This window comes from Rhizobium johnstonii 3841 (assembly GCF_000009265.1).
Lineage (GTDB): Bacteria > Pseudomonadota > Alphaproteobacteria > Rhizobiales > Rhizobiaceae > Rhizobium > Rhizobium acaciae.
Genome location: NC_008380.1, coordinates 1,327,061 through 1,351,159, shown reverse-complemented (window position 1 = coordinate 1,351,159; position 24,099 = coordinate 1,327,061). Strand labels below are relative to the sequence as shown.

27 protein-coding genes are annotated in these 24,099 nt (G+C 62.0%); 11 read left to right on the top strand and 16 right to left on the bottom strand.

Annotated elements, in window-relative coordinates:
• Position 1 precedes the first annotated feature (1 nt).
• Positions 2–898, bottom strand: coding sequence for a LysR substrate-binding domain-containing protein (locus RL_RS06710; protein ID WP_011651006.1), 897 nt, complete (start codon positions 896–898; stop codon positions 2–4).
• Positions 899–1,073: 175 nt separating this feature from the next.
• Here RL_RS06710 and RL_RS06705 point away from each other — a divergent pair, with 175 nt between their 5' ends.
• Together RL_RS06705 and RL_RS06700 are read left to right on the top strand one after the other, a co-directional pair.
• Positions 1,074–1,274: a hypothetical protein gene (locus RL_RS06705; protein WP_011651005.1), complete on the top strand. Its 201-nt coding sequence runs from the start codon at positions 1,074–1,076 to the stop codon at positions 1,272–1,274.
• Positions 1,275–1,312: 38 nt separating this feature from the next.
• On the top strand, positions 1,313–1,678 hold the full coding sequence (locus RL_RS06700) for an MmcQ/YjbR family DNA-binding protein (protein ID WP_011651004.1): 366 nt from the start codon (positions 1,313–1,315) through the stop codon (positions 1,676–1,678).
• Here the strand turns inward: RL_RS06700 and RL_RS06695 are convergent.
• Both RL_RS06695 and RL_RS06690 read right to left on the bottom strand, forming a co-directional pair.
• Positions 1,663–2,283, bottom strand: a complete 621-nt coding sequence (locus RL_RS06695; protein WP_011651003.1) for a glutathione S-transferase family protein — start codon at positions 2,281–2,283, stop codon at positions 1,663–1,665. The genes RL_RS06700 and RL_RS06695 overlap by 16 nt on opposite strands.
• Positions 2,284–2,644: 361 nt before the next feature.
• Entirely contained in the window at positions 2,645–3,001 is a 357-nt protein-coding gene (locus tag RL_RS06690; RefSeq protein ID WP_003546432.1) for a hypothetical protein, read from the bottom strand.
• Positions 3,002–3,143: 142 nt separating this feature from the next.
• Between RL_RS06690 and RL_RS06685 the strand changes: the two genes are divergently transcribed.
• Positions 3,144–3,899, top strand: a complete 756-nt coding sequence (locus RL_RS06685) for a DeoR/GlpR family DNA-binding transcription regulator (protein WP_011651002.1) — start codon at positions 3,144–3,146, stop codon at positions 3,897–3,899.
• Here the strand turns inward: RL_RS06685 and RL_RS06680 are convergent.
• Together RL_RS06680 and RL_RS06675 are read right to left on the bottom strand one after the other, a co-directional pair.
• Positions 3,874–4,611, bottom strand: coding sequence for a hypothetical protein (locus RL_RS06680; RefSeq protein WP_011651001.1), 738 nt, complete (start codon positions 4,609–4,611; stop codon positions 3,874–3,876). The two genes, RL_RS06685 and RL_RS06680, sit on opposite strands and share 26 nt — an antisense overlap.
• A 126-nt stretch (positions 4,612–4,737) precedes the next feature.
• Positions 4,738–5,745 (bottom strand): asparaginase, encoded by a 1,008-nt coding sequence (locus RL_RS06675; RefSeq protein WP_011651000.1) that lies wholly within the window; start codon positions 5,743–5,745, stop codon positions 4,738–4,740.
• Positions 5,746–6,105: 360 nt separating this feature from the next.
• Between RL_RS06675 and RL_RS06670 the strand changes: the two genes are divergently transcribed.
• Entirely contained in the window at positions 6,106–7,317 is a 1,212-nt protein-coding gene (locus RL_RS06670; RefSeq protein ID WP_011650999.1) for an MFS transporter, read from the top strand.
• Between the two features lie 25 nt (positions 7,318–7,342).
• Here the strand turns inward: RL_RS06670 and RL_RS06665 are convergent, their stop codons facing one another.
• The gene (locus RL_RS06665) at positions 7,343–7,966 is read right to left on the bottom strand and encodes a helix-turn-helix transcriptional regulator (protein WP_041936229.1); all 624 of its coding nucleotides are present in this window, start codon (positions 7,964–7,966) and stop codon (positions 7,343–7,345) included.
• Positions 7,967–8,068: 102 nt separating this feature from the next.
• Between RL_RS06665 and RL_RS06660 the strand changes: the two genes are divergently transcribed.
• Entirely contained in the window at positions 8,069–9,508 is a 1,440-nt protein-coding gene (locus tag RL_RS06660) for an MFS transporter (protein WP_041936228.1), read from the top strand.
• 173 nt (positions 9,509–9,681) lie between these two features.
• Here RL_RS06660 and RL_RS06655 read toward each other — a convergent pair whose 3' ends face one another.
• The 4 genes from RL_RS06655 to RL_RS06640 all read right to left on the bottom strand — a co-directional run bounded on the left by RL_RS06655 (position 9,682) and on the right by RL_RS06640 (position 13,761).
• Positions 9,682–10,680 (bottom strand): NAD(P)H-quinone oxidoreductase, encoded by a 999-nt coding sequence (locus tag RL_RS06655; protein ID WP_011650996.1) that lies wholly within the window; start codon positions 10,678–10,680, stop codon positions 9,682–9,684.
• Between the two features lie 80 nt (positions 10,681–10,760).
• On the bottom strand, positions 10,761–12,638 hold the full coding sequence (locus RL_RS06650) for a bifunctional diguanylate cyclase/phosphodiesterase (protein WP_011650995.1): 1,878 nt from the start codon (positions 12,636–12,638) through the stop codon (positions 10,761–10,763).
• Positions 12,639–12,751: 113 nt separating this feature from the next.
• Positions 12,752–12,994, bottom strand: a complete 243-nt coding sequence (locus tag RL_RS06645; RefSeq protein WP_003546415.1) for a ribbon-helix-helix domain-containing protein — start codon at positions 12,992–12,994, stop codon at positions 12,752–12,754.
• A gap of 218 nt (positions 12,995–13,212) precedes the next feature.
• Positions 13,213–13,761, bottom strand: a complete 549-nt coding sequence (locus RL_RS06640) for an HdeD family acid-resistance protein (protein WP_011650994.1) — start codon at positions 13,759–13,761, stop codon at positions 13,213–13,215.
• 143 nt (positions 13,762–13,904) lie between these two features.
• Between RL_RS06640 and betI the strand changes: the two genes are divergently transcribed.
• The 3 genes from betI (at position 13,905) to betA (ending at position 17,881) form a co-directional block, all read left to right on the top strand.
• The gene (gene betI / locus RL_RS06635; RefSeq protein WP_041936227.1) at positions 13,905–14,552 is read left to right on the top strand and encodes a transcriptional regulator BetI; all 648 of its coding nucleotides are present in this window, start codon (positions 13,905–13,907) and stop codon (positions 14,550–14,552) included.
• The gene (gene betB, locus RL_RS06630) at positions 14,549–16,012 is read left to right on the top strand and encodes a betaine-aldehyde dehydrogenase (protein ID WP_011650992.1); all 1,464 of its coding nucleotides are present in this window, start codon (positions 14,549–14,551) and stop codon (positions 16,010–16,012) included. The genes betI and betB overlap by 4 nt, the downstream gene beginning before the upstream one ends.
• Before the next feature lie 219 nt (positions 16,013–16,231).
• A complete protein-coding gene (gene betA, locus RL_RS06625) occupies positions 16,232–17,881 on the top strand; it encodes a choline dehydrogenase (RefSeq protein WP_011650991.1) in 1,650 nt (549 codons plus the stop codon).
• On the opposite strand, the gene RL_RS06620 is transcribed toward betA, so the two are convergent.
• The 5 genes from RL_RS06620 to RL_RS06600 form a co-directional block, all read right to left on the bottom strand.
• Positions 17,882–18,181, bottom strand: coding sequence for a type II toxin-antitoxin system RelE/ParE family toxin (locus tag RL_RS06620; RefSeq protein ID WP_011650990.1), 300 nt, complete (start codon positions 18,179–18,181; stop codon positions 17,882–17,884).
• Positions 18,178–18,459: a YlcI/YnfO family protein gene (locus tag RL_RS06615; protein WP_011650989.1), complete on the bottom strand. Its 282-nt coding sequence runs from the start codon at positions 18,457–18,459 to the stop codon at positions 18,178–18,180. The genes RL_RS06620 and RL_RS06615 overlap by 4 nt, the downstream gene beginning before the upstream one ends.
• A 117-nt stretch (positions 18,460–18,576) precedes the next feature.
• A complete protein-coding gene (locus tag RL_RS06610) occupies positions 18,577–19,050 on the bottom strand; it encodes a DUF6644 family protein (protein ID WP_011650988.1) in 474 nt (157 codons plus the stop codon).
• 19 nt (positions 19,051–19,069) lie between these two features.
• On the bottom strand, positions 19,070–19,456 hold the full coding sequence (locus RL_RS06605; RefSeq protein WP_032992592.1) for a DUF6152 family protein: 387 nt from the start codon (positions 19,454–19,456) through the stop codon (positions 19,070–19,072).
• Positions 19,457–19,566: 110 nt separating this feature from the next.
• Positions 19,567–20,481 carry a LysR family transcriptional regulator gene (locus RL_RS06600; protein WP_003546402.1) on the bottom strand — a complete coding sequence of 305 codons (915 nt, stop codon included), beginning with the start codon at positions 20,479–20,481 and terminating at the stop codon, positions 19,567–19,569.
• Between the two features lie 102 nt (positions 20,482–20,583).
• Between RL_RS06600 and RL_RS06595 the strand changes: the two genes are divergently transcribed.
• Positions 20,584–21,345 (top strand): SDR family NAD(P)-dependent oxidoreductase, encoded by a 762-nt coding sequence (locus RL_RS06595; RefSeq protein ID WP_011650986.1) that lies wholly within the window; start codon positions 20,584–20,586, stop codon positions 21,343–21,345.
• Between the two features lie 46 nt (positions 21,346–21,391).
• Here the strand turns inward: RL_RS06595 and RL_RS06590 are convergent, their stop codons facing one another.
• Positions 21,392–21,838, bottom strand: coding sequence for an RrF2 family transcriptional regulator (locus RL_RS06590; RefSeq protein WP_003546399.1), 447 nt, complete (start codon positions 21,836–21,838; stop codon positions 21,392–21,394).
• Positions 21,839–22,258: 420 nt separating this feature from the next.
• Here RL_RS06590 and RL_RS06585 point away from each other — a divergent pair, with 420 nt between their 5' ends.
• On the top strand, positions 22,259–23,017 hold the full coding sequence (locus RL_RS06585; RefSeq protein ID WP_011650985.1) for a phosphoadenylyl-sulfate reductase: 759 nt from the start codon (positions 22,259–22,261) through the stop codon (positions 23,015–23,017).
• A 127-nt stretch (positions 23,018–23,144) separates the two neighbouring features.
• Positions 23,145–24,098 carry a sulfate adenylyltransferase subunit CysD gene (gene cysD, locus RL_RS06580; protein WP_003546395.1) on the top strand — a complete coding sequence of 318 codons (954 nt, stop codon included), beginning with the start codon at positions 23,145–23,147 and terminating at the stop codon, positions 24,096–24,098.
• Position 24,099: the final 1 nt, after the last annotated feature.

Below are 24,099 nucleotides of genomic sequence, written 5' to 3'. Positions count from 1 at the left end.
ACTACCGGAAGAGAGCCAGTGTGCCGGCCATTTCCTCGCGGATCCAGGCCTTGAAATCCCTCACTTTCTTGGGCTCGCGCGTGCCTTCGGCGGTGACGAAGTAATGGCCGAAGCCGGTCTGCGCACGAATGCCGAAAGGGGCGGTCAGCCGGCCTTCGGCAAGCGCAAAGGCGGCAAGGGTCTGCCAGGCCAGCATGACGCCCTGGCCGGCGATCGCCGCATCGAGGCAGAGCGAGGCGTCGTTGAAGACGTGGCGGGTCGGAAGGGTGGCGCCGGATAGTCCGGCCGCGCGCATCCAGACCTCCCAGGTGAACATCGCGCGGCCATCGATGATGGCAGGCAGTGCGAGGATATCGGCGGGTTCCTTCAGATTCGCCGCCATCTCGGGGGAGCAGACGGGAAAGACCTCCTGTGCCAGCAACAGTTCGGCCTTCACGTCAGGCCACTTGCCGTTGCCGACACGGATGCCGATATCGACGTCGCATAGCGCCGGATTGACGAGATTGGTGGTTGCATCCAGCCGCAGCTTGATGTCGGGATAACGCTCGGCGAAGCGATCGAGCCGATGGACGAGCCAGCGGGCGGCGAAAACCGGCGCCACCGAGATCGTCAGGATCGTATCGTCCTTGCGGCTGGCGATCGACACCGCCGCCGAAAGACGGGCAAAACCCTCGTCGAGCGCGAGCAGCACCGGCCGGCCGGCTTCGGTGGCAACCATGCCCCTGGCGGTGCGCTCGAAGATCACCTGACCGAGCTGGGCTTCGGCCTTGATGACCTGCTGGCTGACGGCGCCGACCGAGACGCCAAGCTCGTCGGCGGCGGCCTGCAGCGAGCCGAGACAGCCGACGGCTTCCAGCGCCCGGAGGCCGTTGAGATGGACCATATTCAGGTTCTTCATATAGCTTTTCTATACCGCCTCAGCGTTATTCTCAATTGAAAATCCGGTTGTTGAGGCCGACATTGCAAGCATAGGCAATCCATTCGAACGCAGAGTGTCGGCCAGATAGGATGGCTCGGAGGCAGAGAGCCGCTGGGCGATCACATCCGCGCCACGGAAGAAAGCGAGGCATGCCATGTCGTTGCTGAAGTTTTTCTTGAGTCCCGTCCTTCATCTGGGCAGTGCGGAAATTGCAGATGCTCCCGCCTGGAAGGACGATCCGCTGCGGCATCCCGCGGTCGAGCGCATGTCGATGCGCGAAATCGCCGATCTGCCGCTGGGGATGCCGGCCGGCTTTCCCAACGAGGCCAAGCCGCCGTTGGCGAAATGCGCCTGAAGATATGGTAGGTTCGCCCTGGCAGAAAGGGCGGAGCAATGGCCGACGACGTCGATGCAATCTTCCAACGCCTGAAGCGGCTGACGGCGGAAGCCGGGCTGCCCGATGTCGAGGAGAGCACCTCCTACGGCAATCCGGCGCTGAAGGTCGGCGGCAAGAGTTTTGTGGCGGTGAAGAATGCCGAGACGATCGTGATCTCGATTTCGCTCGACGACAAGGAGCACCTGCTGGAGATGGCGCCCGACGTCTATTTTCAAACCGATCATTATGTCGGCTGGCCGCATCTACCGGTGCGCGCCGCCGTGATCGGCGACGAGGAATTGCGGCTGCGGCTGATCGGCGCCTGGCTGTTCCGGGCGCCGAAAAAACTTGCCGCCGGATTTAAGGATCAAGCCCGGTCGTAGGCCAGTGCCCGCTGGACGGCGGGACGCAGCAGCATGCGGGCGTGGTGGTCGCTCGCCTTTTCGAAGCGGGCGGGATCGACGCCGTCCGACGGCAGCCAGTCGGTCATGACGAAGAGGTAGGGATCGGCGAGCGAATAGGCTTCGCCCATCACCCATGGGCCTTTGAACATCGTCTGCTCGATCAGCGTAAAACAGTCGGCCATATTCTGCGGCACCTTGGCCTTCATCGCCTCGATTGCCGCCGGCTCGTCGGCCCAGCGCGAACCGCGCGGGCGATGGGCATGGTTAACGTGCACGGTCGAGCAGATATAGCTGTTGAAGGACTGGAGCCTGGCAAATTCGAAAGCATCGTCGAGCGGCGCCAGCTTGGCGGCCGGCGCACTCTGGGCGATATAGGTAAGGATCGCCGGCGTTTCGGTCAACACGCCATAATCGGTGACCAGTGCCGGCACCCGGCCCTTCGGGTTAATCTTCAGATAGTCCGGCGAGCGCTGTTCGCCGTCGCGGAGGCTGATCTTCCTGACTTCGAAGGCCAGGCCGGATTCTTCCAGGGCAATAAGGCTTGCGAGCGCGCAGGTTCCGGGCGCGTAGTACAATGTCAGCATGGTTCTCGACTCCCTTTCCGGAAGGGTTATAGCGTAGCGGTGTGCGGGTCGGAACTGGTGGGATTGGGTTTTGCTTCTCCTCTCCGGAGCCATCAAGGAAAGGATGGGTGCGAGGGCAATGACCGATGTGCCGTGCCTGGCATCCGGCTGCCGCCACCTTCTCCCCGCAGGCGGGGAGAAGGGACATGCCGAGCCGCCTTCCTCCATCTCTACCCTCCGTTTGGCACGTCCCCTCGCCCCGTTTTTACGGGGAGAGGGTTAGGGTGAGGGGCAGCTCTTGCGCCCGAGCTTGTCTTGTCTACCAAGGGAGCGAATACACTCTGCCGCGACGCTCTCACGTCTGACGAGGCCAAAAACCCGCTCAGCCGCAGCCCGGTACATCCTCCAGCCTGTGCCAGACCGGAATGCCGCGTTCCCTGGCGATGCGGACGTCGTTGTCCGCTCCCTTGGAATCGCCGGGCAGGCGTAGCACGCCCTCGCAGAGCTGCAGCAGCCGGCCGGCGACCGGGTGGAAGATCTCTTCGTAGAGCGCATCGCCGACCGACCGGCCGCCGGCGGCGTGCCAGATCGGCAGGGCCACCCATTCGCCGATCATCGGCACATGGCCGGCTTCAAACAGCGCGTGCGAAGGCGCTTCCAGCCGCTTCAGGTTGGCGGCCATCTTTTCCGGGTCGTCGCCCGTTCCGGACCGATAAGGCCCGGCAATCAAAATCAACATGATCCACTCCTTCGCTCCGCATTATGCGTGAGCATTTCCCGGCTTCATGCACGAGACCTCGTGAAAATGCACGATATTTCTTGAATGTCGAGTCATTTCGTGCAATATTCGGCTATTATGTTTAATTTCGTGCAGGAAGCCGATGCTGACAACACAACGTAAGGCCCTCATTCTCGACATTCTGCGCCGTGACGGCCAGGTGGTCGCCAAGCGCGTCGCCGAGGACTTTTCGCTTTCGGAAGACACGATCCGCCGCGACCTCAGGGAAATGGCGGCGGAGGGGCTGCTGAAACGGGTGCATGGCGGGGCGATGCCGCTGGCGCCAGACCTGCCTGATTTCACCGCGCGGCGCAGCGTCTCGTCGCAGATCAAGGCGCGGCTCGGAGTAGCGGCGGTGGCGATGATCAGGCCGGGACAGATGATCTTCCTCGACGGCGGCACGACGACGGCGGAGATCGCCAGGCACTTGCCGCGCGACATGCCGCTGACGGTTGCGACCCACAGCCCGACCATCGCCGCCGAACTCGAACACCACCCGACAGCCGAGGTGATCCTCACCGGCGGACGGCTCTACAAACATTCGATGGTGGCGACGGGGGCAGCGGCGATGGCGGCGATCTCGCAGCTTCGCCCCGATCTCTTCTTCCTCGGGGTGACGGCCGCGCATCCGGTGCACGGGCTTTCTACCGGCGATTTCGAGGAAGCGGCGATCAAGCGACACATCGCCCGCTGCGCGGCTGAAACGCATGTGCTGCTGACCGAGGAGAAGTTCGACCTCGTCTCGCCCTGCCCGGTGCTCGGCATTTCCGAAGTGGCGGGGCTGATTGTGCCCATGGAGATGACGGCCGAACAGTTGAAACCCTATCGCGATCTCAACGGCGCAGTCGTCGCAGCATGATGGCGCTGCGGGAGGGCTGCGGCGCGGCATGCGGCAAGAGGCTTGCGGCAAGGGCCGCGATGAAGGCTGCGAGCACGGCATAGGCCGGCGCCATGCTGCCGGTTCCAAGGGTAAGCGCCGTCTGCAGATATGGCTGCGCCACCGCGATGAGGACGGAAAGTGCCGGCATATCGAGCAGGGTCCCGCCGACCCGCGACAGTTCCGGCATGAAGGCTGCGCCAGCAAGTGCGCCGTAGACCGCCGTTAGGCGGAGTGTGAAGCGCAAGGGCACCGAGGCTGCAAGCGGCAGCGTGTCGCTTTCCTCCAGGGCAAGCATGAGATAGGCGATGAAGGCCACCAGAAACAGCAAGGCGACGGGCAGCGCGGCCAGGGTGGCGGGCCGCGTCAGAGCCGCCGCATCCGCTGCCAGGAAGAGGAGGATCGGCATAGAGGCGACGAACCAGGCGGCGACGACCGGTCCCCAGAACCAGATGAGCGAGAGAGTGTGAAGACGGAGCAGCGTCGTCATGAAGAGCATGCCGATCGCGGTCCAGATGCAGGCGGGCTTGAGCACGCTCGATATCAGCCGGAGGGTCGGTTCGCAGGCGCCGGCCATATCGCCGCAGCCGGACAGTTGGATCGTGAGCCAGGTGATATAATCGAGGCTCAGCGCGGCGAACATGAAGATGCCGATCCCCATCAGCATCCACCAGAGATAGCGGCCTGCAAACATGCCCTGCCCTCACGGCTTCCAGGACTGTGCTCACGTCGCCGCGAAAGGGTGCATCCGCGATCGCAGGACGTACCCTTTTATATTAGGCAATTCTTATTTTTTAATAACTTATATGCAAACTCGCACTCACCCGGCAAAGGCGGAGGTGACCCTGACATCGCCGACATGGATGCCGTTCCAATTGCGCATCGGCGTTGCGGCATAGGCGATCAGCGCCGCATGCACCTCGCTCTCCGTCTCGAAGAAGCGGGCGAGGGTCGCCGCCACCATGGCCTCGGCGGCGCGGGTCATGCCATCCTCGCATTTGAGGGCGATGGCGATGCCCTTTTCCGGGATCGCGGCGCAGAAGACGCCTTCGGCGCCTGTCTTGCAGAAGATGCGGCCGGGGGCGATCTGCATCAGCGCCGTGCAGGCGCGGCCGGAGCCGGCGACATAGAAGGGTTCGGCCATGCAGGCCTCGATCAGCCGGCGGGATGCCTTGGCGCGCAAGGGATCGAGGCCGGTGCCGGTCGCCATTTTGGCAAAACCGTGGGCCAGGCTGCGAAGCGGCACGGCATAGGTCGGAATCGAGCAGCCGTCGGTGCCGCAGCTATCGGCGCCAATCACGGTTCCGGTCAGGCTTTCCATCGCCGCGCGGATCTCGACCTGCAGCGGGTGCTGATAGCCGACATAGCCCTTCGGATCGAGGTCCTGATGGCAGCAGGCGCAGATGAAACCGGCATGTTTTCCCGAGCAATTGTTGTGCAGCGCGGTTGGCGCATCGAGCATGCGCGCCTGCTGGATCAGGATCTTCTGGCTCATGGACCAGTGGGCGCCGCATTCCAGCGCTTGCGCATCGCGGCCGGCGCGCGACAGCATGGAGCGGGCAAGCGCCACATGCTCCTCCTCGCCATTATGCGAGGCGCAGGCCAGCGCCAATTCCTTGTCACCGAAGCCATAGGCATCGGCAGCACCACTCTCGACCAGCGGCAGCGCCTGCATCGCCTTGCAGGACGAGCGCGGGAAGACCGCAGCTTCGACATCGCCCAACGAGAAGACAAGCTTGCCATCGCCATCGACCACAGCCACCGCGCCGCGATGGCGACTTTCGACGAGCAGGCCGCGGGTGACTTCGACGGTGACGGGATTGGTCATGAGCTTTTATCCGGATGCTGGCGGGATAGCGCAGTCCATAACGCGTCACGCGGCGAAAGCCAACGGGGTTTAGACTGCCCCTCACCCTAACCCTCTCCCCGTAAACGGGGCGAGGGGACCTGCCAAACGGAACGTCAAAGATTGAGGAAACGGGTGCGGCATATCCCTTCGCCCCGCAGGCGCGGAAAAGGTGGCGGCCAGCCGGATGAGGGCTGCAAATAATCCTCATGCTTTGCGGAGCTCGTTCGGCGATCACATCGTCCAAATATTCATCACATAAATTGACCGAGGCGATCGAAAACTATCGTTTCTCTGATGGGTCCGATGCGACTAAGAGTGGTGCATCAGGAACCGCTCCCCATGCCATCCACCTTTTCCTTGATCCTTCGCGACAACAGGATCCGCATCCCAACCGTGACCCTCGTCGCGCTCGCCTTCACCTATGCGTCGACCGCGCCCTACCAGTCGATCATCGGGATCAACGAACTCGGCCTGAGCAACGGCGCCTATTCGGCGCTGGTGTTTTTCTCTTCGATCGTCAACGTCACGACGAGCCTGACGCTCGGCATCTGGTCGGACAGGCTGAAAGAGCGCCGGCCGCTGGTGCTGGGGCTTTCCGTCGCCGGCATGCTCGGCTTCGGGTCGATCGCGATCTTTCATAGCCCCATGGTCTTCATCTTCTCCACGCTGTTGCTGGTGCCGATGAGCAATTCTACCTATTCGCTGCTGTTCGCCAGCCTGCGCGCCAGGACCAACCAGATGGACCGTGGCCAGGGGGCGGCGATCACCGCAACGGTGCGGGCACTCTTTTCCGGCTCATGGGCGCTGGCGCCGGGGTTGATCGGCCTCTATCTCGTCAGTTCGCCGTCGATGACGCCGGCCTATGGGATCGCGGCCTTGGCAAGCTGCACCTGCTTCTGCCTGTATTTCTTCTTCGCACCCGGAAATGGCTCAGGCGGCCCTGCCCCCGATCCAGTCGGCTTCCTTGCTTCGCTGAAACGGATTTTCGTGCCGCATGTGCTGTCGCGCGTCATCGTCATGGCGATGCTGTTCGGGCTGCAGCGGCTGAACGCCATGCTCCTGCCGCTGATCATCACCCATGCGGCCGGCGGCACCGTGGTCGATGTCGGCTTCGTGGCAGGCTTGACGGCCTTGCTCGAGATGCCGTTCATGATGATGTGGGGCTTTGCGCAGCGCCGCTTCCGAAGCGCGCATGTGCTTGCCTTCGGCGCGCTGATCTATTGCGTCTATCTGCTGCTGCTCGGCTTTGCTTTCGCACCCTGGCACGTCTACGCACTCCTCCTCTTCAATGCCTGCGGGGCGGCAGCAATCCTCAGCGTGCCGATCACCTATCTGCAGGATCTGATTGCGGACCGGCCGGGGCTCGGAACCTCGCTGATCTCGCTGAACACGTTCATTGGCGTTGGCGTCAGCGCCGGCCTCTTCGCCTTCGGCACCGCGATCACCGATTATTCCGGCACCGCCTTCGTCGGCGCGGCCGCGGGTCTCGCATCGATCGGAGTGCTGCTCTATCTCGAAAGCGGCCGGCGGCAGGCGCGGCAACTGGCTTGAACCACGACGTTCCGATCGACAGGCGTCAACGCGGCGTGACGCGGTAGGCGCAGCGGCGGGCGCCGAGGAGGATGTGTTCGCTGCGCTCGACCTCGGCGCCGAGGACGGCGCGGAAGGTTTCGAGTTCGGAGCGGCAGAAGCCGGCGCAGGCGGTGGCGGCGGCGCAGATCGGGCAATGATTTTCGACCAGCATGAAGGCGCCGTCCGCCTCCGCCCAACAATCGGCCATATAACCCTCGCGGGTGCGGATGCCGGCAAGGGCCTCGACGCGTGCGGCAAGGTCATGCGCCTGGCTGAGTTCCTCCCGATAACGCTTCAGCGTCTCGGCCTCGCGGGCGGAAATGACGGTATCGAGGGCTGCGGGGCCGAGCTGTTCGACGAGCGTGCCGAGGAGGTTTGCCGTCAGTTCGGCATGGCCGTCGGGAAACTGGCGATTGCCGCTCGTTGTAAGGTGCCAGAGCTGGCGCGGCCGGCCGCGGCCCGCGGCGGCAAGGGTGACCGGCTCCACCAGCCCCTCCTCCGCCATCTTCGACAGTTGCTGGCGGGCGGCCTCACCCGAAATGCCGAGTGCATCGCCGATCGCAACGGCGAGCTGCGGCCCGTCGGTCTTTATCAGGATCAGGATCCGGTTGGCTGGGGACTGGCGCATATTTTCCAAGTCAAGTCTTGTTTAATTCGAGACGGCGTGTAATTTTCCAATTTATAACTTGGAAAATAATCCGTCGCCAGCAAAAAATCTCCGGGTCCTCCCATGTCGAATATCGACCAGACAGCAAGCATCCCCAGCGCCAGTTCCGTCTTCCGCCTCTTCCTGCCCGAGCACTTGCCGGCAACATTGATGCTGGCCGGCGGCGTGACGCTTTATGCGGTGGAGAGTTACATCATGGCGACGATCGCGCCTTCGATCGTGCGCGATATCGGCGGCCTCGCGCTGTTTTCCTGGGTCACCAGCCTGTTCGTCGCCGCCGCCGTGCTCGGCTCGATCTTCGTCGCCATGCGGCCGCGCGGCATCGGGCTTCGATCCGTCTATGTGATCGCGGCACTGGTCTTCGGCGTCGGCAGCCTGATTGCCGCGGCCGCACCGTCGATGCCGGTGGTGCTGATCGGACGTGCCGTGCAGGGTCTCGGAACAGGCGCGCTTGCAGCGCTCGGCTATGCCTTCATCCGCTTCGTCTATCCCGAGCCGCTGTGGCCGAAGGCCTCGACGCTCTACGCCGCGATCTGGGGGGTCTCGACTGTCATCGGGCCGACGCTCGGCGGCTTCTTTTCTTCGGGCCACGCCTGGCGCTATGCTTTCATCGTGCTCGTGCCGCTCGGCCTGCTGATGGCGGTCTTGGCGCCTCGGCTTCTGCCCGAGGTCGAGGACGACCGCGAGCAGGAGAAAACCCCGGTTGCCCAGATCGGACTGCTGCTTGCCGCCGTGCTGATGGTGAGTGCGGCCGGCGCGATCGAGACGACGGGCGCGAAAATCGCTTTGATCGCGGCCTCGGTCGTCGCGGTCGCCGGCATGATCGTCATCGAGGGCCGAAGCCCGAACCGGCTGCTGCCCTCCGGCGCCGTCAGCCTTTCCCAGCCGATTTCACGGGTCTACCTGGCGATGCTCGCCGTCACTGTCGTTCTCGTCAGCGACGTCTTCATTCCCTATTTTCTGCAAACCTTGCATGGGGTGCCGGCGATCGTCTCGGGTTATCTCGTGGCGCTCGTCGCCCTCGGCTGGACCTTCGCGGCCTTCCTCAGCGGCTCGTGGACCGGCGGCCGAGCCTATTGGGCAATCGTCATCGGCGCCCTCATCGAAGCGGCGGCGACCGCTTGCCTCGCCGTCTTCCTCGCCAAGGACAATCCCGAGGGGCATATGCTCCTCATCGTGCCGGCGGCGATCGGCATGTTCATGATGGGCTTCGGCATCGGTCTCGGCTGGGCGCATCTCGTCGCCATGGTTTTGAGGCTCGTCGCCGACAACGAGAAGGACAAGGCTTCTGCCGCGATCCCGACAATGAGTTCGCTCGGAGGGGCGTTCGGGGCCGCCTTTGCCGGCGTCATCGCCAATGGCGCCGGCCTCGTTCATCCCGGCGGCATATCAGGCGCGCTGTCGGCAGCGCACTGGCTCTATCTGCTGATGGCGCTGCCCGGTGTTCTCGCCGTCGGCGTGTCGCTGACATTACCGTCCCGCGCATCCGATAGGACGCACTAAGAGCGCCCTATCTCTTTGTTTTGGCGCAATTCCCGGCAAAAGCGCTTCGCGCTTTGCCTGGCAAAACCGCTGCACACTTTTGCTGGAATTGCTCTTTGTTTCTTCGCAATTCCCGGCAAAAGCGCTTCGCGCTTTGCCTGGCAAAACCGCTGCACACTTTTGCTGGAATTGCTCTAGCCGACGCGCAGCATGACCTTGCCGACATGGCTGCCCTCTTCCAGCAGCCGATGGGCTTCGACGACCTCTTCGAAGGCAAAGACCTTGTGGATGACGGGGGCGACGGTGCCGGCTGCGAGCAGCGGCCAAACCTCCGAGAGCAGGTCGTCGCGGATGGCGCGTTTTTCTTCCGCCGTGCGCGGCCGCATGGTGGAGCCGGTGACCGTCAGGCGCTTGACCATGATCGGCGAGAGATTGACCTTTTCGGCGACGGCGCCACCGAGGAAGGCGATGATCGACAGGCAGCCGTCCTTGGCCAGCGAGGCGATGTTGCGCTCGAAATAGGCGGCACCGATCATGTCGAGGATGATATCGACGCCGTGGCCGGTCTCGGCCTTGATCACCTCGGCGAAATCCTCGGTCCGGTAGTTGATCGCGCGTTTGGCGCCAAGCTTTTCGCAGGCTTCGCATTTCTCCTTCGAGCCCGCCGTCGCGTAGACCTCGGCGCCGAAGGCGCGGGCGAGTTGGATTGCCGTGGTGCCGATGCCGCTGGAACCGCCATGGATCAGCACGGTTTCGCCTTCCGTCAACCCGGCCATCTGGAAGAGGTTGGCCCAGACGGTGAAGAAGGTCTCAGGCAAAGCTGCCGCCTTCACCGCGTCATAGGCTTTGGGAATGGGCAGGATCTGGCCTGCCGGCAACAGGCAATATTCGGCATAGGCGCCGCCATTGGCGAGCCCGCAGACTTTGTCGCCGACGGCATGGCCGCGGACGCCGGGACCGACGGCAACGATTTTGCCCGACAATTCCAGGCCGAGAATCGGGCTCGCATCCTTGGGCGCGGGATAGCTGCCCTGGCGTTGAGCAATATCGGGGCGGTTGACACCAATCGCCTCGGCGCGCACCAGGACCTGACCGTCTTGAGGCACAGGAAGCGGGCGCCTGCCGATCGTCATCACCTCCGGGCCACCGAAGGACGGCAGATCGACGAAACGCATATCCTGAGGCAATGGCATGACCCGGTTCCTCCCTAATCCGATGCAAATGGAAATAAATCAGCCCCGCAGGCTTGGGAAGGCTTGATGTGGCAGAGGCGTCAATTCGCCTCGCCCAGCAGGTGGAAGACGAGGCCCTCCTCGCTGTCCTTGGCGGCCGACTTGATGATGGCGATTTCGGCGCTGACGCGGTTGATATCGTCGATGACGAGGCCTTCCGGCAGTTCGATGACGCCGATCGAGCAGCGCATCAGCGGGAACAAAGCTTCGGCGCCGGTGCGGTCGTGACCGAGGATGCGGCCGGCGGCGCGATCCTCGTCGGAATAGAAATCCCGCACGTCGTCGTGGAAATCGCTGATCAGCCGGTCGAGGATCTCCGTCAGTTCCTCCTTGGTCCAGCCGACGATGCCGATGAAGAAATCGTCGCCGCCGACATGGCCGAGGAAATGGCGCTCGGCGAAGAAATAGCGGCGCATCAGCGCGGCAAACAGCGAGATCGCATGGTCGCCGAGATGGAAGCCATAGGCATCGTTGAACGGCTTGAAATTGTCGAAGTCGCAATAGCAGAAGTGGCGGAGCTCATCGCCGTCACGGCCGGACTGACGCATGAAATCGCGGATGGCGCGATTGCCCGGCAGGCCGGTCAGCGGGTTCTGGTCCTGCGCGGTCTTCAGCTGTTTCTCGTTGATGACCTTGATCAGCGAGGCGGCCGAGACGACGCCGGCATAACGCATATTGTCGGTCAGGATCAGGCAGTTGCTGCCTTCCATATTGGCGAAGATCGCCATCAGATGCTCGGCGTCGCTGTCGAGGCCGACGATCGGCGCCATCTCGACGAAGTGCGAGATGCTGCGCTCGTACATCTTGTTCTTCAAGAGATCGCGGCCGAAGGGCTGGTAGATATATTCCTTGAGGTGATGCTCGTGGATGATGCCGCGCGGCTCGTCATTGGCGTTGAGGACGGGAAAGAAGGCCTGGCGTGGATTGCGGCGGAAGAGTTCGAAGACGCTGTCGATGCTGTCATTCTCGTAGACCGTCGGCAGCAGCTCGATCTGCTTGCGGATGAGGATTTCGTCGAGCGACTGGCTGCCCCGCTTGCTCTTGCCGAGTTCCTGCAGATGCGGGAACGACGGCGCCAGCTCCGATATATGCGTCGTCGGGCGGGAGATGTACCAGCCCTGGACGAGGTCGACACCATATTCGCGGCAGGCGATGAATTCGGCCTCGGTCTCGATGCCTTCTGCGATGACGCGCGTGCCGAGCACGTGGGCAATGTTGACGATGCTTTTCAACAGATGGCGCTTGCGCGGGCTGCGGTCGATCTCGGCGACGAAATGCCGGTCGATCTTGAGATAATCGACGGCATAATCGCAGAGCAGCTTCATCTCGCCGTGACCGACGCCGAAATCGTCGATCGCCAGCTTGAAACCGGCCTTGCGCAGCCTGGAAACGAGGCCGGAAAATTCCGGCACGCTGGTATTGTCGAAACGCTCGGAGAATTCGAAGCAGACGGAAGACGGCGGAATATTCGCCTTGCGCAGATGCTGCAGCAGGCTCTCGACCAGGTGTTCGCCATGCGGGATGAGCCGGACATCGAGATTGAGGAACAGCGTCGAGTTGGAGAAATTCGACAGCGTCGAAAATTTGGCGAGAGCGCGGCTGGCGACCATCTGTTCGAGCTGCAGCAGCTGACCGGCCTGGTGAGCCTCGTCGAGGATGTCGACCGGCGTCTCGTAGCCGATGCGATCCTGGCCGCGCATCAGGGATTCGTAGCCGAAGACCGTGCCGGTGCCCGCCTCGACGATCGGCTGGAAGGCATTCTCGACCACGAGCTTGGCAAGGGTTACGATCTGATCACTGGCGTAGCGGCGCAGGACATCCGGCGCGACGGTGGCAGCCAAGGACACCCCAGTCTTCACGCGGCCGGTCTTCATTGGGGCTGATCTCCACTGTGACTTGTTCTTTTTCGTCCGGAACATGCCGCAGAAGGGTCAATGAACTCTTTCGCCAATGTGAAAGTTTTATGAAACGCGCAAGGGTCTTGCACGCGCTCCGCGTTTATTCAATTTTTCCAATGCAATCAAACGCTTGTTCAGGCGGAGCGACGGCGCTCCGCCTCATGATCGGCGAACATGTCGGCGACGCATCTGCCGCCTGACGGAACGCCCTCGTCGTCGAGAACATCGTCCCGGAACTCATTGAGCTTGCGGGTGCTATCCCACAGGCGGAGCGCCTCGCGGACGACCTCGCTGCTCGAGGCATAACCGCCATTGTCGACGGCGGCGCGGATGCCCGCTGCCTGTTGCGGAGAGATGGAAACGGTGACCATCGGCATGAACTTCCTCCCTTTTCTGATCAGGCAGAAACCTGCCTCTGGGGGACGCATGACCATTTTCAGCATTCTCGGCAATCGCGCCGGTGCCTTGGTGCATTCGCACTCAGACCGTTCGCTTGCGCGGAACCGGCCTATAATCCCTTAAGTCTAATCCCCTGTCCTAGTCTTGTCAAAAAAGAACGGGTCTTGTCAAAAAAGAACGACCGCTCTCCACAATCTCAACTGCGGATGCCAAAGCCGAAGGCGATCATCGTCGAGCCTTGGACGATAAGATCGGCGGCCAGGAACAGGCCGAGGATCCAGAGGCTGTTCACGGGCCAGCCGAGCGCGATGACAAAGCCGGCGAGTGCGGTGATGATACCGCTTGCGACGATCCAGCCCCAGCCCTTGACTGGCTTCATGCGCACCCCGACCCAGATACGGAAGACGCCGGCGATGACGAGGGCGACAGCAAGAAAGAGCGTCAGGGCCGCCGACGTGAGGATGGGATTGATGAAGGTGCAAATGCCGGCAAGCACGTAAAGCACGCCGCTCAGCGCCCAGAAGAGGACCTGATCCCAGCCGCGCACCTGGAAGGCGTGGATGAGATAGATTACCCCGCCGGCCAGCATGAGCATGCCGACATAAAAGACCGAGACGACGGTGGCGACCATCAGATTGCTGAGCGCGATCAGACCGCAGATGAGCAGCAACACGCCGAGGCCGACGAACCAGATCCATTTCGATTGGAGAGAGGATGTGGGCATTCCATTGAAGATACTGGTCATAACGCACCTCCTGATAGGGTTGCAAATATGTTGCAGCAATCTCGCAGGGAAAGATGTGCGCTGAATCAAATTAACGGAAAGATTTTTATTGATTGATCAGTCAATCAAAAATAACCTGCTGCTGATTTCAAAGGAGTGGTTTGTTGCCGAAGGTCGGAATGGAGCGGGTGCGCCGCAAAGCGCTTGTCGATGCGGCGCTGCGGGTGATCGGCGATCACGGCTCGCTAACCGTCACCATGTCCGACATCGCCCGGCAGGCCGGCGTGTCGCCTGCCCTGGCGCATCATTATTTCGGCAGCAAGGAGCAATTGCTGATCGAAACGATCCGCTCGCTTCTCCGACAATTGCGCAGCGATACGGCGGCGGCGCTCAAGGCCGCCAGGACGCCGCGTGCCCGGCTTTCGGCCATCATCCGCGTCAGCTTCCATGCCGACCAGTTCGCGCCGGGCACAATTGCCGCCTGGCTTGCCTTTTACGCCGAAGCGCAGCGTTCGGAAGAGACCCGCCGATTCCTGGTGATCTATGCCCGGCGGCTGCGCTCCAATCTGCTGGCCGATCTGAAAGTGCTGTTGCCCGCTGACGCCGCAGAACGCATCGCCGAGGGCGCTGCGGCGATGATCGACGGGCTCTATATCAGGCAAAGTCTGAAATCGGCGCCGATCGGCATTGAAGCCTCGATCGCGCTGACGGAAGATTATCTGAATGCGCTTTTGGCCACCGCCACCGCCACCCCCTCTCCCGGAGGGAGAAGGAACGACCACATCGAACCACCCAAGGGACAAATGACATGAAAGCCCAGCCGAAAGCCTCGCACTTCATCGACGGCGAATATGTCGAGGATACCGATGGCACCGTCATCGAGAGCCTCTATCCGGCGACTGGCGAGGTGATCGCCCGGCTGCATGCCGCAACGCCCGCGATCGTCGAACGGGCGATCGCAGCCGCCAAGCGCGCCCAGCCGGAATGGGCGGCGATGAGCCCGATGGCGCGCGGCCGCATCCTGAAGCGGGCAGCCGACATCATGCGCGAGAGAAACCGGGTGCTTTCCGAACTCGAGACGCTCGACACCGGCAAGCCAATCCAGGAGACTGTTGTCGCCGACCCGACCTCGGGTGCGGATGCCTTCGAATTCTTCGGCGGCATCGCGCCGGCCGGCCTCAACGGTTCGCATATCCCGCTCGGCCAGGATTTCGCCTATACCAAGCGGGTGCCGCTCGGCGTCTGCGTCGGTATCGGCGCCTGGAACTATCCGCAGCAGATCGCCTGCTGGAAAGCTGCGCCGGCGCTTGTCTGCGGCAATGCCATGGTGTTCAAGCCGTCGGAGAACACGCCGCTCGGCGCATTGAAGATCGCCGAGATCCTGCACGAGGCGGGACTGCCGAAGGGGCTCTTCAACGTGATCCAGGGCGACCGCGACACCGGGCCGCTGCTGGTCAACCATCCCGACGTCGCCAAGGTGTCGCTGACCGGCTCGGTGCCGACCGGCCGCAGGGTGGCGGCCGCTGCCGCCGGCAACCTCAAGCACGTGACGATGGAGCTCGGCGGCAAGTCGCCGCTTGTTGTCTTCGACGATGCCGATCTCGATTCGGCGGTCGGCGGCGCGATGCTCGGCAATTTCTATTCGACCGGCCAGGTCTGCTCGAACGGCACGCGCGTCTTCGTGCAGAAGACGATCAAGGACGAATTCCTCAAGCGGCTGAAGGTCCGCACCGAGGCGATGCTGATCGGCGATCCGATGGACGAGGCGACGCAGGTGGGGCCGATGGTCTCCTGGGCGCAGCGCGAAAAGGTGATCTCCTACATCGAGAAGGGCAAGGCCGAGGGCGCGACGCTGATCGCCGGTGGCGGCATTCCGAACAATGTCTCCGGCGAAGGCTATTACGTGCAGCCGACAGTCTTTGCCGATGTCACCGACGACATGACCATCGCCCGCGAGGAGATCTTCGGCCCCGTGATGTGCGTGCTCGATTTCGACGCCGAGGACGAGGTGATCGCGCGCGCCAATGCCAGCGAATTCGGCCTTTCCGGCGGCGTCTTTACCGCCGACCTCACCCGCGCCCACCGCGTCGTCGACCGGCTGGAAGCGGGCACGCTGTGGATCAACACCTACAATCTCTGCCCGGTGGAAATCCCCTTCGGCGGCTCGAAACAATCCGGCTTCGGCCGCGAGAATTCGCTGGCCGCGCTGGAGCATTATTCCGAGCTGAAGACCGTCTATGTGGGCATGGGGCCGGTGGTGGCGCCTTATTGAATTGAAACACATCTGCCCTTGCCTTTGCCCCTCACCCTAACCCTCTCCCCGCGCGCGGGGAGAGGGGACGTGCCCTAAAGCAGCGTCGAGGTTAAGGAAGGCGGTGCGGCATATCCCCTTCTCCCCGCGAGCGGGGAGAAGGTGCCGGCAGGCGGATGAGGGGCAGGCTCTGGGAAAACAAGAAGCAGCCGGATGATGGCAGCTCGAGGGAACAAGACTATGCAAGCAGATTTCGTCATCATCGGCTCGGGCTCCGCCGGCTCCGCCCTCGCCTACCGTCTGTCGGAAGGCGGCAAGAACAGCGTCATCGTCATCGAGGCGGGTGGCAGCGATTTTGGGCCGTTCATCCAGATGCCGGCAGCCCTTGCCTGGCCGATGAGCATGAAGCGCTATAACTGGGGTTATCTGTCCGAGCCGGAGGCGAACCTCAACAACCGGCGCATCACCGCGCCGCGCGGCAAGGTGATCGGCGGCTCCTCGTCGATCAACGGCATGGTCTATGTGCGCGGTCATGCCGAGGATTTCAATCGCTGGGAGGAGCTCGGCGCCAGCGGCTGGGCCTATGCCGACGTGCTTCCCTATTTCAAGCGGATGGAACATTCGCATGGCGGCGAAGAAGGCTGGCGCGGCACCGACGGGCCGCTGCACGTCCAGCGCGGCGGTTTCACCAATCCGCTCTTCCAAGCCTTCGTCGAGGCCGGCAAACAGGCCGGCTTCGAGACGACGGAAGATTACAACGGCAGCAAGCAGGAAGGCTTCGGGCTGATGGAGCAGACCATCTTCGGCGGCCGCCGCTGGTCTGCCGCCAACGCCTATCTGAAACCGGCGCTGAAGCGGGACAATGTCAAGATCGTCTACGGCCTGGCGCAGAGGATCGTGATCGAGGACGGGCGGGCGACCGGCGTCGAGATCGAACGCAACGGCAGGATCGAGGTGGTGAAGGCGAACCGCGAGGTGATCGTCTCGGCCTCCTCGTTCAATTCGCCGAAGCTGCTGATGCTCTCGGGTATCGGTCCCGGCCAACATCTGCAGGACATGGGCATTGCGGTGAAGGCCGACCGGCCGGGCGTCGGCGCCAACCTGCAGGACCATATGGAATTTTATTTCCAGCAGGTCAGCACCAAGCCGGTGTCGCTCTATTCCTGGCTGCCGTGGTTCTGGCAGGGGGTGGCGGGCGCCCAGTGGCTGCTCTCGCGCGGCGGGCTCGGCGCCTCCAACCAGTTCGAAGCCTGCGCCTTCCTGCGCTCGGCACCCGGGCTGAAGCAGCCCGATATCCAGTATCATTTCCTGCCGGTGGCGATCAGCTATGACGGCAAGGCGGCGGCGAAAAGCCACGGCTTCCAGGTTCATGTCGGCTATAATCTGTCGAAATCGCGCGGCAGCGTGAGCTTACGCTCCGCCGATCCCAAGGCCGATCCGGTGCTGCGCTTCAACTATATGAGCCATGCCGAGGATTGGGAAAAATTCCGCCACTGCGTGCGGCTCACCCGCGAAATCTTCGGCCAGAGCGCCTTTCACGACTATCGCGGGCCGGAGATCCAGCCGGGCGAAGGCGTGCAAAGCGACGAAGAGATCGACGCCTTCCTGCGTGAACATCTGGAAAGCGCCTATCACCCTTGCGGCACCTGCCGGATGGGCGCCAAGGACGATCCGATGGCGGTGGTCGATCCACAAACACGGGTGATCGGCATCGATGGCTTGCGCGTCGCCGACAGCTCGATCTTCCCGCATGTCACCTATGGCAACTTGAACGGCCCCTCGATCATGACCGGAGAGAAAGCGGCCGACCATATCCTCGGCAAACAGCCGCTGGCACGCTCGAACCAGGAGCCGTGGATCAATCCGCGCGCGGCCGTCAGCGACAGATAGTCAGTGGTAATCTTCTTCGCGCTGGTGACGGACGGCGAGCACAATGACGCTCGTTTCGCTCACCACTTTGAAAAGAATGACATATCCGGCTGAACCGAATGGTCCGACGAGTTCGCGCAGCAAAGGATCATCCGCAGATGCGCGTCTGGCCATAAGCGGGAAATCCTGGAGTATCATCAGCGCTTTTTGGATGGCGTTGAGGGCACGTTCCGCCAAATCCGGATCACGTTCGATCAGAAAATCGGCGAGCCGGTCCAGATCTTCATAGAAGGTCTGGGTGTACTTTAGCTCGAAGGTCATTTCTGCTGCGCTGATTTACGAGCTTTCGCCTTTTCAAGCTTTTTGCGCATCAACTTCTGAATGTCGTCCGTTGTGTAAAACACACCGGTCCGCTGCGCTTCCGCCAAACCGGCCAGACCGCGTGCGATGAACTCCGCTTGGGTTTTTCTATAATCGATCTGGCGGCGAAGAGAGTCCTCTATCAGCGACGACAGGCTCTCGCCTTCTTTGAGAACGCTTTCGGCGGCAGCGCGCAATTCAGGATCCACGCGAAGGGACGGGAGCGATGCCGTTTTCATGACTTCCTCATGCGTTGCAATTGCAATGCAATATGATGGATCGTCGTGTTATATTCAACTCCCCTCCACCTGACGCAATTCATATGCGCCGGGGTTGAGAAATCGGGAGCGATCACATCAGAGAAATCCGATCCACCGTCCGGCGATCACGGCAGCGATCCAGATCGCGGCCGACAGGGCGGCGAACACACGCAGGCCGGGCCGGACGATTCCTGATGAAACAGCCGTGTTCCAGCCTCGCCCGAGGTGCACGATCGACAGGTTGAGAAGGCCGAGCGCGATCAGGCAAAGCTTGGCGAGGAAAGCGGGATTGCCGGCATATTCGACCGCCCGGACGCTGAAAAGGCAGAAGCCGGTGACAATAGCCGCGGCAAGGCCGACGCCGGCGGAGCGCGACAGAAACGGCGCGACGATCTCAACCGGCACCTTGCGGAAGAAGCCGGCGAGCCTCAGATCGAGCGGCAGGATGGCGCCGACGAGAAGGCCGATCGCCAGGATATGGGCTGCGTTGACGAACATGTAGAGTGTTCCGGAGCGCCGGAGCGCGACCGCAGGTGTCGTTGCCGACAGCCATTCGAGAATGTCGATCACAGCTCAGTTCGCCCAGAGGTCAGTTCGTCTTGATGCGGTCGGGATAGATATCGTAGCGCTTCTCGCCGATGGTGAGGCGCACGGCCTTCAGCCGCTTCTCTTTTGGATCCTGCGAACGGTTTCCAAGGACCGCCACCTTGTCGCCGGGCTTGGCCACACCTTCGACGAAACCGGAGCGTTCCGTCTGGCGCGGATTTCCGAGTTCGATGAGCCAGACGCCGTCATCGGCGGTGGCGACATCGAGCGTCGGATGCGGTCCACCCATGGAGATCTTCTCGATGGTGCCGCGCAGTTCGATCTGATCCGCCTCGGCCCACGACCAGCCGTGATGAGCGGCAGCACCTGTCGCGAGGGCCGCCGAGAATATGGCCGCAGCCACGATCCGCTGTGCTGAAATTCCAAGCATGATACTCTCCCTACCAGCATAGGCAGGCAGGTGGAGCATCCCGACTGGAAGAAAAGGGATTTCACCAAATCTTGAAGCAAGAGGCGTCTCTGCCGGCAAATGACTTCAGGTCATTCGGCAGGACGATATGCCTGGCCCACAGGTTCCGCGCCGAATTCTGCAATGGCAAAGGCGATGATGCTGCGCAAGCGCGGGGTCATGCGTCGATCACGGTGGTAGATGAGCGACATGGGCCGCTCACGCAGATGCCAATCCGGGAAGAGCCGGACGAGAAGGCCAGCCTGAGTATCCGACGTCAGGAGAATGGATGGCTGCATGATGACACCCAGTCCAGCCCGAGCGGCCATGCGGACAGCCTGACCGCTGTTGACGGTGATTGCCGTTTTAGGGACGACTTCGACCTCATCCTTGCCTTTCGACAGCTTCCATGGCGACCGTGCTGCCGGGGTAAAGCCGATGGTTTCGTGGCCGGAAAGTTCGCTTGGATGGCCGGGATTCCCGTGCCTTTCGAGGTAATCGGGTGAAGCACAAATCATCATTCGATAGGGAGCGAGATGACGCGCGATGAGGCGGCTATCGGGCAACTCTCCAATGCGGATAGCAATGTCGAAACCTTCTTCGACGATATCGACGTTGCGATCCGTCAAGGTAATATCCAGCGTCACGTCAGGGGCAAGCTTTCGATAACGATGCAAAGCCGGCATTAAAACCTCTGCCCCAAAAGTCGTCGGTGCCGTGATCCTCAATAACCCTCGCGGTTTCGTCTGCGATGCCTCCGCGTCCTGATCCGTAATTGCTACGCGCTCCAGGATGTCCCTGCACTGCTCGACATAGCTCATGCCGAAATCGGTCAAGCTCTGGCGACGCGTGGTTCTGTTTAGAAGGCGCGTACCAAGCCGCTCTTCCAGTGCGGCCACGTGTTGCCCAACCATCGCCGGCGATATGCCGAGCTTCACCGATGCTGCGCTCATCGAGCCTTCCTGCACCGTCGTGACAAACACCTGCATGGAGCGAAAAAGGCCCATTCGATAATTCTGCTTTCAAATGAATACGAAATTTCTCCAATTATCATGGAATGTCGCTGGAATTACAACGGCCATGACGCAATTCATTTCAAGGAGCAAGACATGACGCAAACCCGATTCATCGGCAAAACGGTTCTCATTACAGGTGCTGGAACGGGTATGGGGCGGGCCGCTGCCCTTCGCCTGGTGGCCGAAGGTGCACAGATTGCCCTCGTCGGCCGCCGCCCCGATCCAATCCGTCAGCTGCTGTCGGAGATCGAGGCATCGGGCGGTGCGGCAATCGCGATTGCTTGCGATATTGCAGATAACGAAGCCGTCGCGGCGACTGTCGAGCAGACGATCGAACGCTTCGGACGCCTGGACGCCGTGTTTGCCAATGCCGGGGTTCTCGGCGAATTCAAGCCACTGGCGGTGACCGATGCGGATGATTTCGACGCGCTGATCGCCACCAACCTTCGAGGGACATTCTTCACGCTCAAGCACTGCCTACCCTTTCTGAAAGGAGGCAGCATCCTCATCAACGCCTCGTGGACGGCAGGCGGCGTGATGCCGGGTGCGGGAGCCTACGCAAGCACGAAGGGGGCCTTGCTTGCCATGATGCGCACCTTCGCGGTGGAGCAAGGTCCTCGAAACATCCGGATCAATGCCATCAATCCAGGCATCATTCTGACCCCGATGGCAGATGATGTTATCGATCCGGTTTTTGCCGCACGCCTCGCCGCGCACACGCCTCTTGGGCGAAACGGGACATCGGAGGATCTTGCGGGGACCGTCGCCTGGCTGCTTTCCGAAGACGCCAACTTCGTCACCGGGCAAGAGATCACCGTTGATGGCGGCTATACGATAGGAGGTCTCCGGCCGTAGGGTCGAGACAATCGTCGTTTATTTGTTCCTGACGTAACCCTAAAGCTCAAGCCAGCAGCCGGGTGACTTCGGCGCTGTGCTTTGGGGCGATGGCATCGGCGATGGTCGTCGAGAACAGCACCTTGCGGGTGGCGTCGGCGACCTTGGCGAAGACGTGGCGGATCTGACAGTTCTGTTCGCCGTCGCAATCGTCGCACCGGCGGTAGGCGGTGATCGACAGGCACGGAAGCGGTGCGATCGGACCATCGATGATGCGCAGGATCTCGCCGAAGGTGATGGTGTGGGCGGGCTTCAGCAGAAGATAACCGCCCTGCTTGCCGCGACGGCTGGCGACGACGCCGTGATGTTTCAGGTCGAGCAGGATCTGTTCGAGGAACTTCTTCGGGATCTTCTGCTGCGCCGCGATATCTGAAATCATCACCGGTTCGTCGGCATCGGCATCAGCCAGGACCGTGAGCGCCCGCAGCGCATATTTCGCCTTTTGCGTAATCATTTTTGACCATCGACACACACAGGCGGCACGAATCTTCGCACCGCTACGGAAGTTCTTTTGCCTCTATGGCACAACCAGCATGAACGGAATTTGAACGCGCCGGAGAAAGCCTTGAGAGACAAGCGTTTTGACCTTGTTTTTTGCTCTCGGCCAAGTGCGCTTAATCTATGCCAAAACCGCGCCTTCTGCACCATTTTCGGCATCACTTCAGATTTCGGATTGACAGGCTGCGTGTAACTCTACTATTTCTATAGACATTCGAGCTGCCGATGTGGATTTTCATCCGCAGGCGGCTGCTTTTCTGCATCGCGGCAGCTTCGGAGAGATATTTGCTCCTCCGGCCGCAGCTTTCGAAATCCCTTTTTCTGTCCGATCCATGCGTGAACTGCGATACTCCTGGCAACAAAGGACAGGATTCTCATGACTGCTATCAATGCGATTGCGGAAGAAGGGCCGATTGCGGAAGCCGAGGCGCTGAACGACAGACTGGCGGGTCTCGACCTTGCCGGACGTCTGTCGCTGGTCTCCGGCCTTGGCGGCCGCGTGGTGTTCACGACGTCACTCGGCATCGAGGACCAGGTGATCACCGCCGAGATCGGCACGCACCGCCTGCCGATCGATATCGCGACGCTGCAGACCGGCCGGCTGTTTGCCGAGACGCTGTCGCTGATCGAAGAGACCGAAAGCCAGTACGACATCCATATCCATCGCTTCGAGCCCGAGAAGGCCGATATCGACGCCTATGCGGCGCAATACGGCCTCAACGGTTTCTATGAGAGCGTCGAGGCCCGGCATGCCTGTTGCGGCATGCGCAAGCTGAAGCCGCTTGCGCGTGCCCTCGAAGGTGCTGCGATCTGGGTCACCGGCCTGCGCCGCGGCCAATCGGCCAACCGCGCCGAAACGCCTTTTGCCGAATACGACGCTGAACGCCACCTGCTGAAGGTCAATCCGCTCGCCGACTGGGACCTGGAGGCGATCAAGGCCTTCGTTTCCACAAACGGCGTGCCGATCAATCCGCTGCACGCTCGCGGTTATCCCTCGATCGGCTGCGAGCCCTGCACGCGGGCGATCAAGCCCGGCGAGCCGGAACGCGCCGGCCGCTGGTGGTGGGAGCAGGACGAAACGCGCGAATGCGGCCTGCATGTCGCCGAAGAGGCCGCAGCGATCACCGCACAGTAAACCACCCCACGGCTTTCCCAATCAGGGCGCGGCGACCGCCGCAGCCTTGGGAAAGTCAACATTCCCTGGGAAAGCCAACATCAAGTTTTGCGGTGAGCCGCAAACGACCGATAGCCTGGAGTAAGACATGCCCGATAGCCGTCCGGATACGGAACTCAGCAATCCGCAGAGCGCCAAGGCGCCGCTCGACCCGCATCTGAAAGCGCTGGAAAACGAATCCATCCACATCTTCCGCGAGGTTGCGGCCGAATTCGAGCGCCCGGTCATGCTCTATTCGATCGGCAAGGACTCCTCGGTGCTGCTGCATCTGGCGCGCAAGGCCTTCTATCCCGGCCGCGTCCCCTTCCCGCTGCTGCATGTGAACACCGGCTGGAAATTTTCCGAGATGATCGCCTTCCGCGACGAGACCGCGAAGAAGTACGATCTCGATCTGATCGAGCACATCAATCCGCGCGGCAAGGCCGAAAACATCACGCCGTTCACGCATGGATCGGCCGCCTTCACCGACATCATGAAGACCGAGGGGCTGCGCCAGGCGCTCGATGCCGGCCAGTTCGATGCGGCTTTCGGCGGCGCACGGCGCGACGAGGAAGCAAGCCGCGCCAAGGAGCGGATCTATTCCTTCCGCACGCCCGATCATCGCTGGGATCCACGCAACCAACGGCCGGAACTCTGGAACATCTATAACGGCATGATCCGCAAGGGCGAGAGCGTGCGCGCCTTCCCGCTCTCGAACTGGACGGAGGTCGATATCTGGCGCTACATCCAGGCCGAGGACATTCCGCTGGTGCCGCTTTACTACGCCAAGAAGCGGCCTTTCGTGGAGCGCGACGGCATGATGATCCTGGCCGAGGATCCGCGCCTCGAACTGCTGCCCGGCGAAGTCCGCCAGGAAGGCATGATCCGCTTCCGCACCCTCGGCGACTTCCCGCTGACCGGCGCCATCCGCTCACAGGCCACCACCCTCGAAGAGGTGATTGCCGAACTCGAAATTGCAACGGTGTCCGAACGCCAGGGCCGCGCCATCGATCGCGACCAGTCCGGCTCCATGGAAAAAAAGAAGCGTGAAGGATATTTCTGAG

Excerpts from the sequence above, each read along its gene's own strand:
- RL_RS06690 (WP_003546432.1), bottom strand. The coding sequence starts at position 3,001 with ATGTTGATTTTGATTGCCGGGCCTTATCGGTCCGGAACGGGCGACGAC.
- RL_RS06680 (WP_011651001.1), bottom strand. The coding sequence starts at position 4,611 with ATGTTTGCAGGCCGCTATCTCTGGTGGATGCTGATGGGGATCGGCATC.
- RL_RS06700 (WP_011651004.1), top strand. The coding sequence starts at position 1,313 with ATGGCCGACGACGTCGATGCAATCTTCCAACGCCTGAAGCGGCTGACG.
- cysD (WP_003546395.1), top strand. The coding sequence starts at position 23,145 with ATGCCCGATAGCCGTCCGGATACGGAACTCAGCAATCCGCAGAGCGCC.
- RL_RS06655 (WP_011650996.1), bottom strand. The coding sequence starts at position 10,680 with ATGCCATTGCCTCAGGATATGCGTTTCGTCGATCTGCCGTCCTTCGGT.
- RL_RS06615 (WP_011650989.1), bottom strand. The coding sequence starts at position 18,459 with ATGAAAACGGCATCGCTCCCGTCCCTTCGCGTGGATCCTGAATTGCGC.
- RL_RS06605 (WP_032992592.1), bottom strand. The coding sequence starts at position 19,456 with ATGCTTGGAATTTCAGCACAGCGGATCGTGGCTGCGGCCATATTCTCG.
- RL_RS06670 (WP_011650999.1), top strand. The coding sequence starts at position 6,106 with ATGCCATCCACCTTTTCCTTGATCCTTCGCGACAACAGGATCCGCATC.
- RL_RS06650 (WP_011650995.1), bottom strand. The coding sequence starts at position 12,638 with ATGTTCCGGACGAAAAAGAACAAGTCACAGTGGAGATCAGCCCCAATG.
- RL_RS06640 (WP_011650994.1), bottom strand. The coding sequence starts at position 13,761 with ATGACCAGTATCTTCAATGGAATGCCCACATCCTCTCTCCAATCGAAA.
- RL_RS06660 (WP_041936228.1), top strand. The coding sequence starts at position 8,069 with ATGTCGAATATCGACCAGACAGCAAGCATCCCCAGCGCCAGTTCCGTC.
- RL_RS06685 (WP_011651002.1), top strand. The coding sequence starts at position 3,144 with ATGCTGACAACACAACGTAAGGCCCTCATTCTCGACATTCTGCGCCGT.
- betB (WP_011650992.1), top strand. The coding sequence starts at position 14,549 with ATGAAAGCCCAGCCGAAAGCCTCGCACTTCATCGACGGCGAATATGTC.
- RL_RS06710 (WP_011651006.1), bottom strand. The coding sequence starts at position 898 with ATGAAGAACCTGAATATGGTCCATCTCAACGGCCTCCGGGCGCTGGAA.
- RL_RS06695 (WP_011651003.1), bottom strand. The coding sequence starts at position 2,283 with ATGCTGACATTGTACTACGCGCCCGGAACCTGCGCGCTCGCAAGCCTT.
- RL_RS06585 (WP_011650985.1), top strand. The coding sequence starts at position 22,259 with ATGACTGCTATCAATGCGATTGCGGAAGAAGGGCCGATTGCGGAAGCC.
- RL_RS06665 (WP_041936229.1), bottom strand. The coding sequence starts at position 7,966 with ATGCGCCAGTCCCCAGCCAACCGGATCCTGATCCTGATAAAGACCGAC.
- RL_RS06595 (WP_011650986.1), top strand. The coding sequence starts at position 20,584 with ATGACGCAAACCCGATTCATCGGCAAAACGGTTCTCATTACAGGTGCT.
- RL_RS06600 (WP_003546402.1), bottom strand. The coding sequence starts at position 20,481 with ATGGGCCTTTTTCGCTCCATGCAGGTGTTTGTCACGACGGTGCAGGAA.
- RL_RS06620 (WP_011650990.1), bottom strand. The coding sequence starts at position 18,181 with ATGACCTTCGAGCTAAAGTACACCCAGACCTTCTATGAAGATCTGGAC.
- betA (WP_011650991.1), top strand. The coding sequence starts at position 16,232 with ATGCAAGCAGATTTCGTCATCATCGGCTCGGGCTCCGCCGGCTCCGCC.
- RL_RS06675 (WP_011651000.1), bottom strand. The coding sequence starts at position 5,745 with ATGACCAATCCCGTCACCGTCGAAGTCACCCGCGGCCTGCTCGTCGAA.
- RL_RS06590 (WP_003546399.1), bottom strand. The coding sequence starts at position 21,838 with ATGATTACGCAAAAGGCGAAATATGCGCTGCGGGCGCTCACGGTCCTG.
- RL_RS06705 (WP_011651005.1), top strand. The coding sequence starts at position 1,074 with ATGTCGTTGCTGAAGTTTTTCTTGAGTCCCGTCCTTCATCTGGGCAGT.
- RL_RS06645 (WP_003546415.1), bottom strand. The coding sequence starts at position 12,994 with ATGCCGATGGTCACCGTTTCCATCTCTCCGCAACAGGCAGCGGGCATC.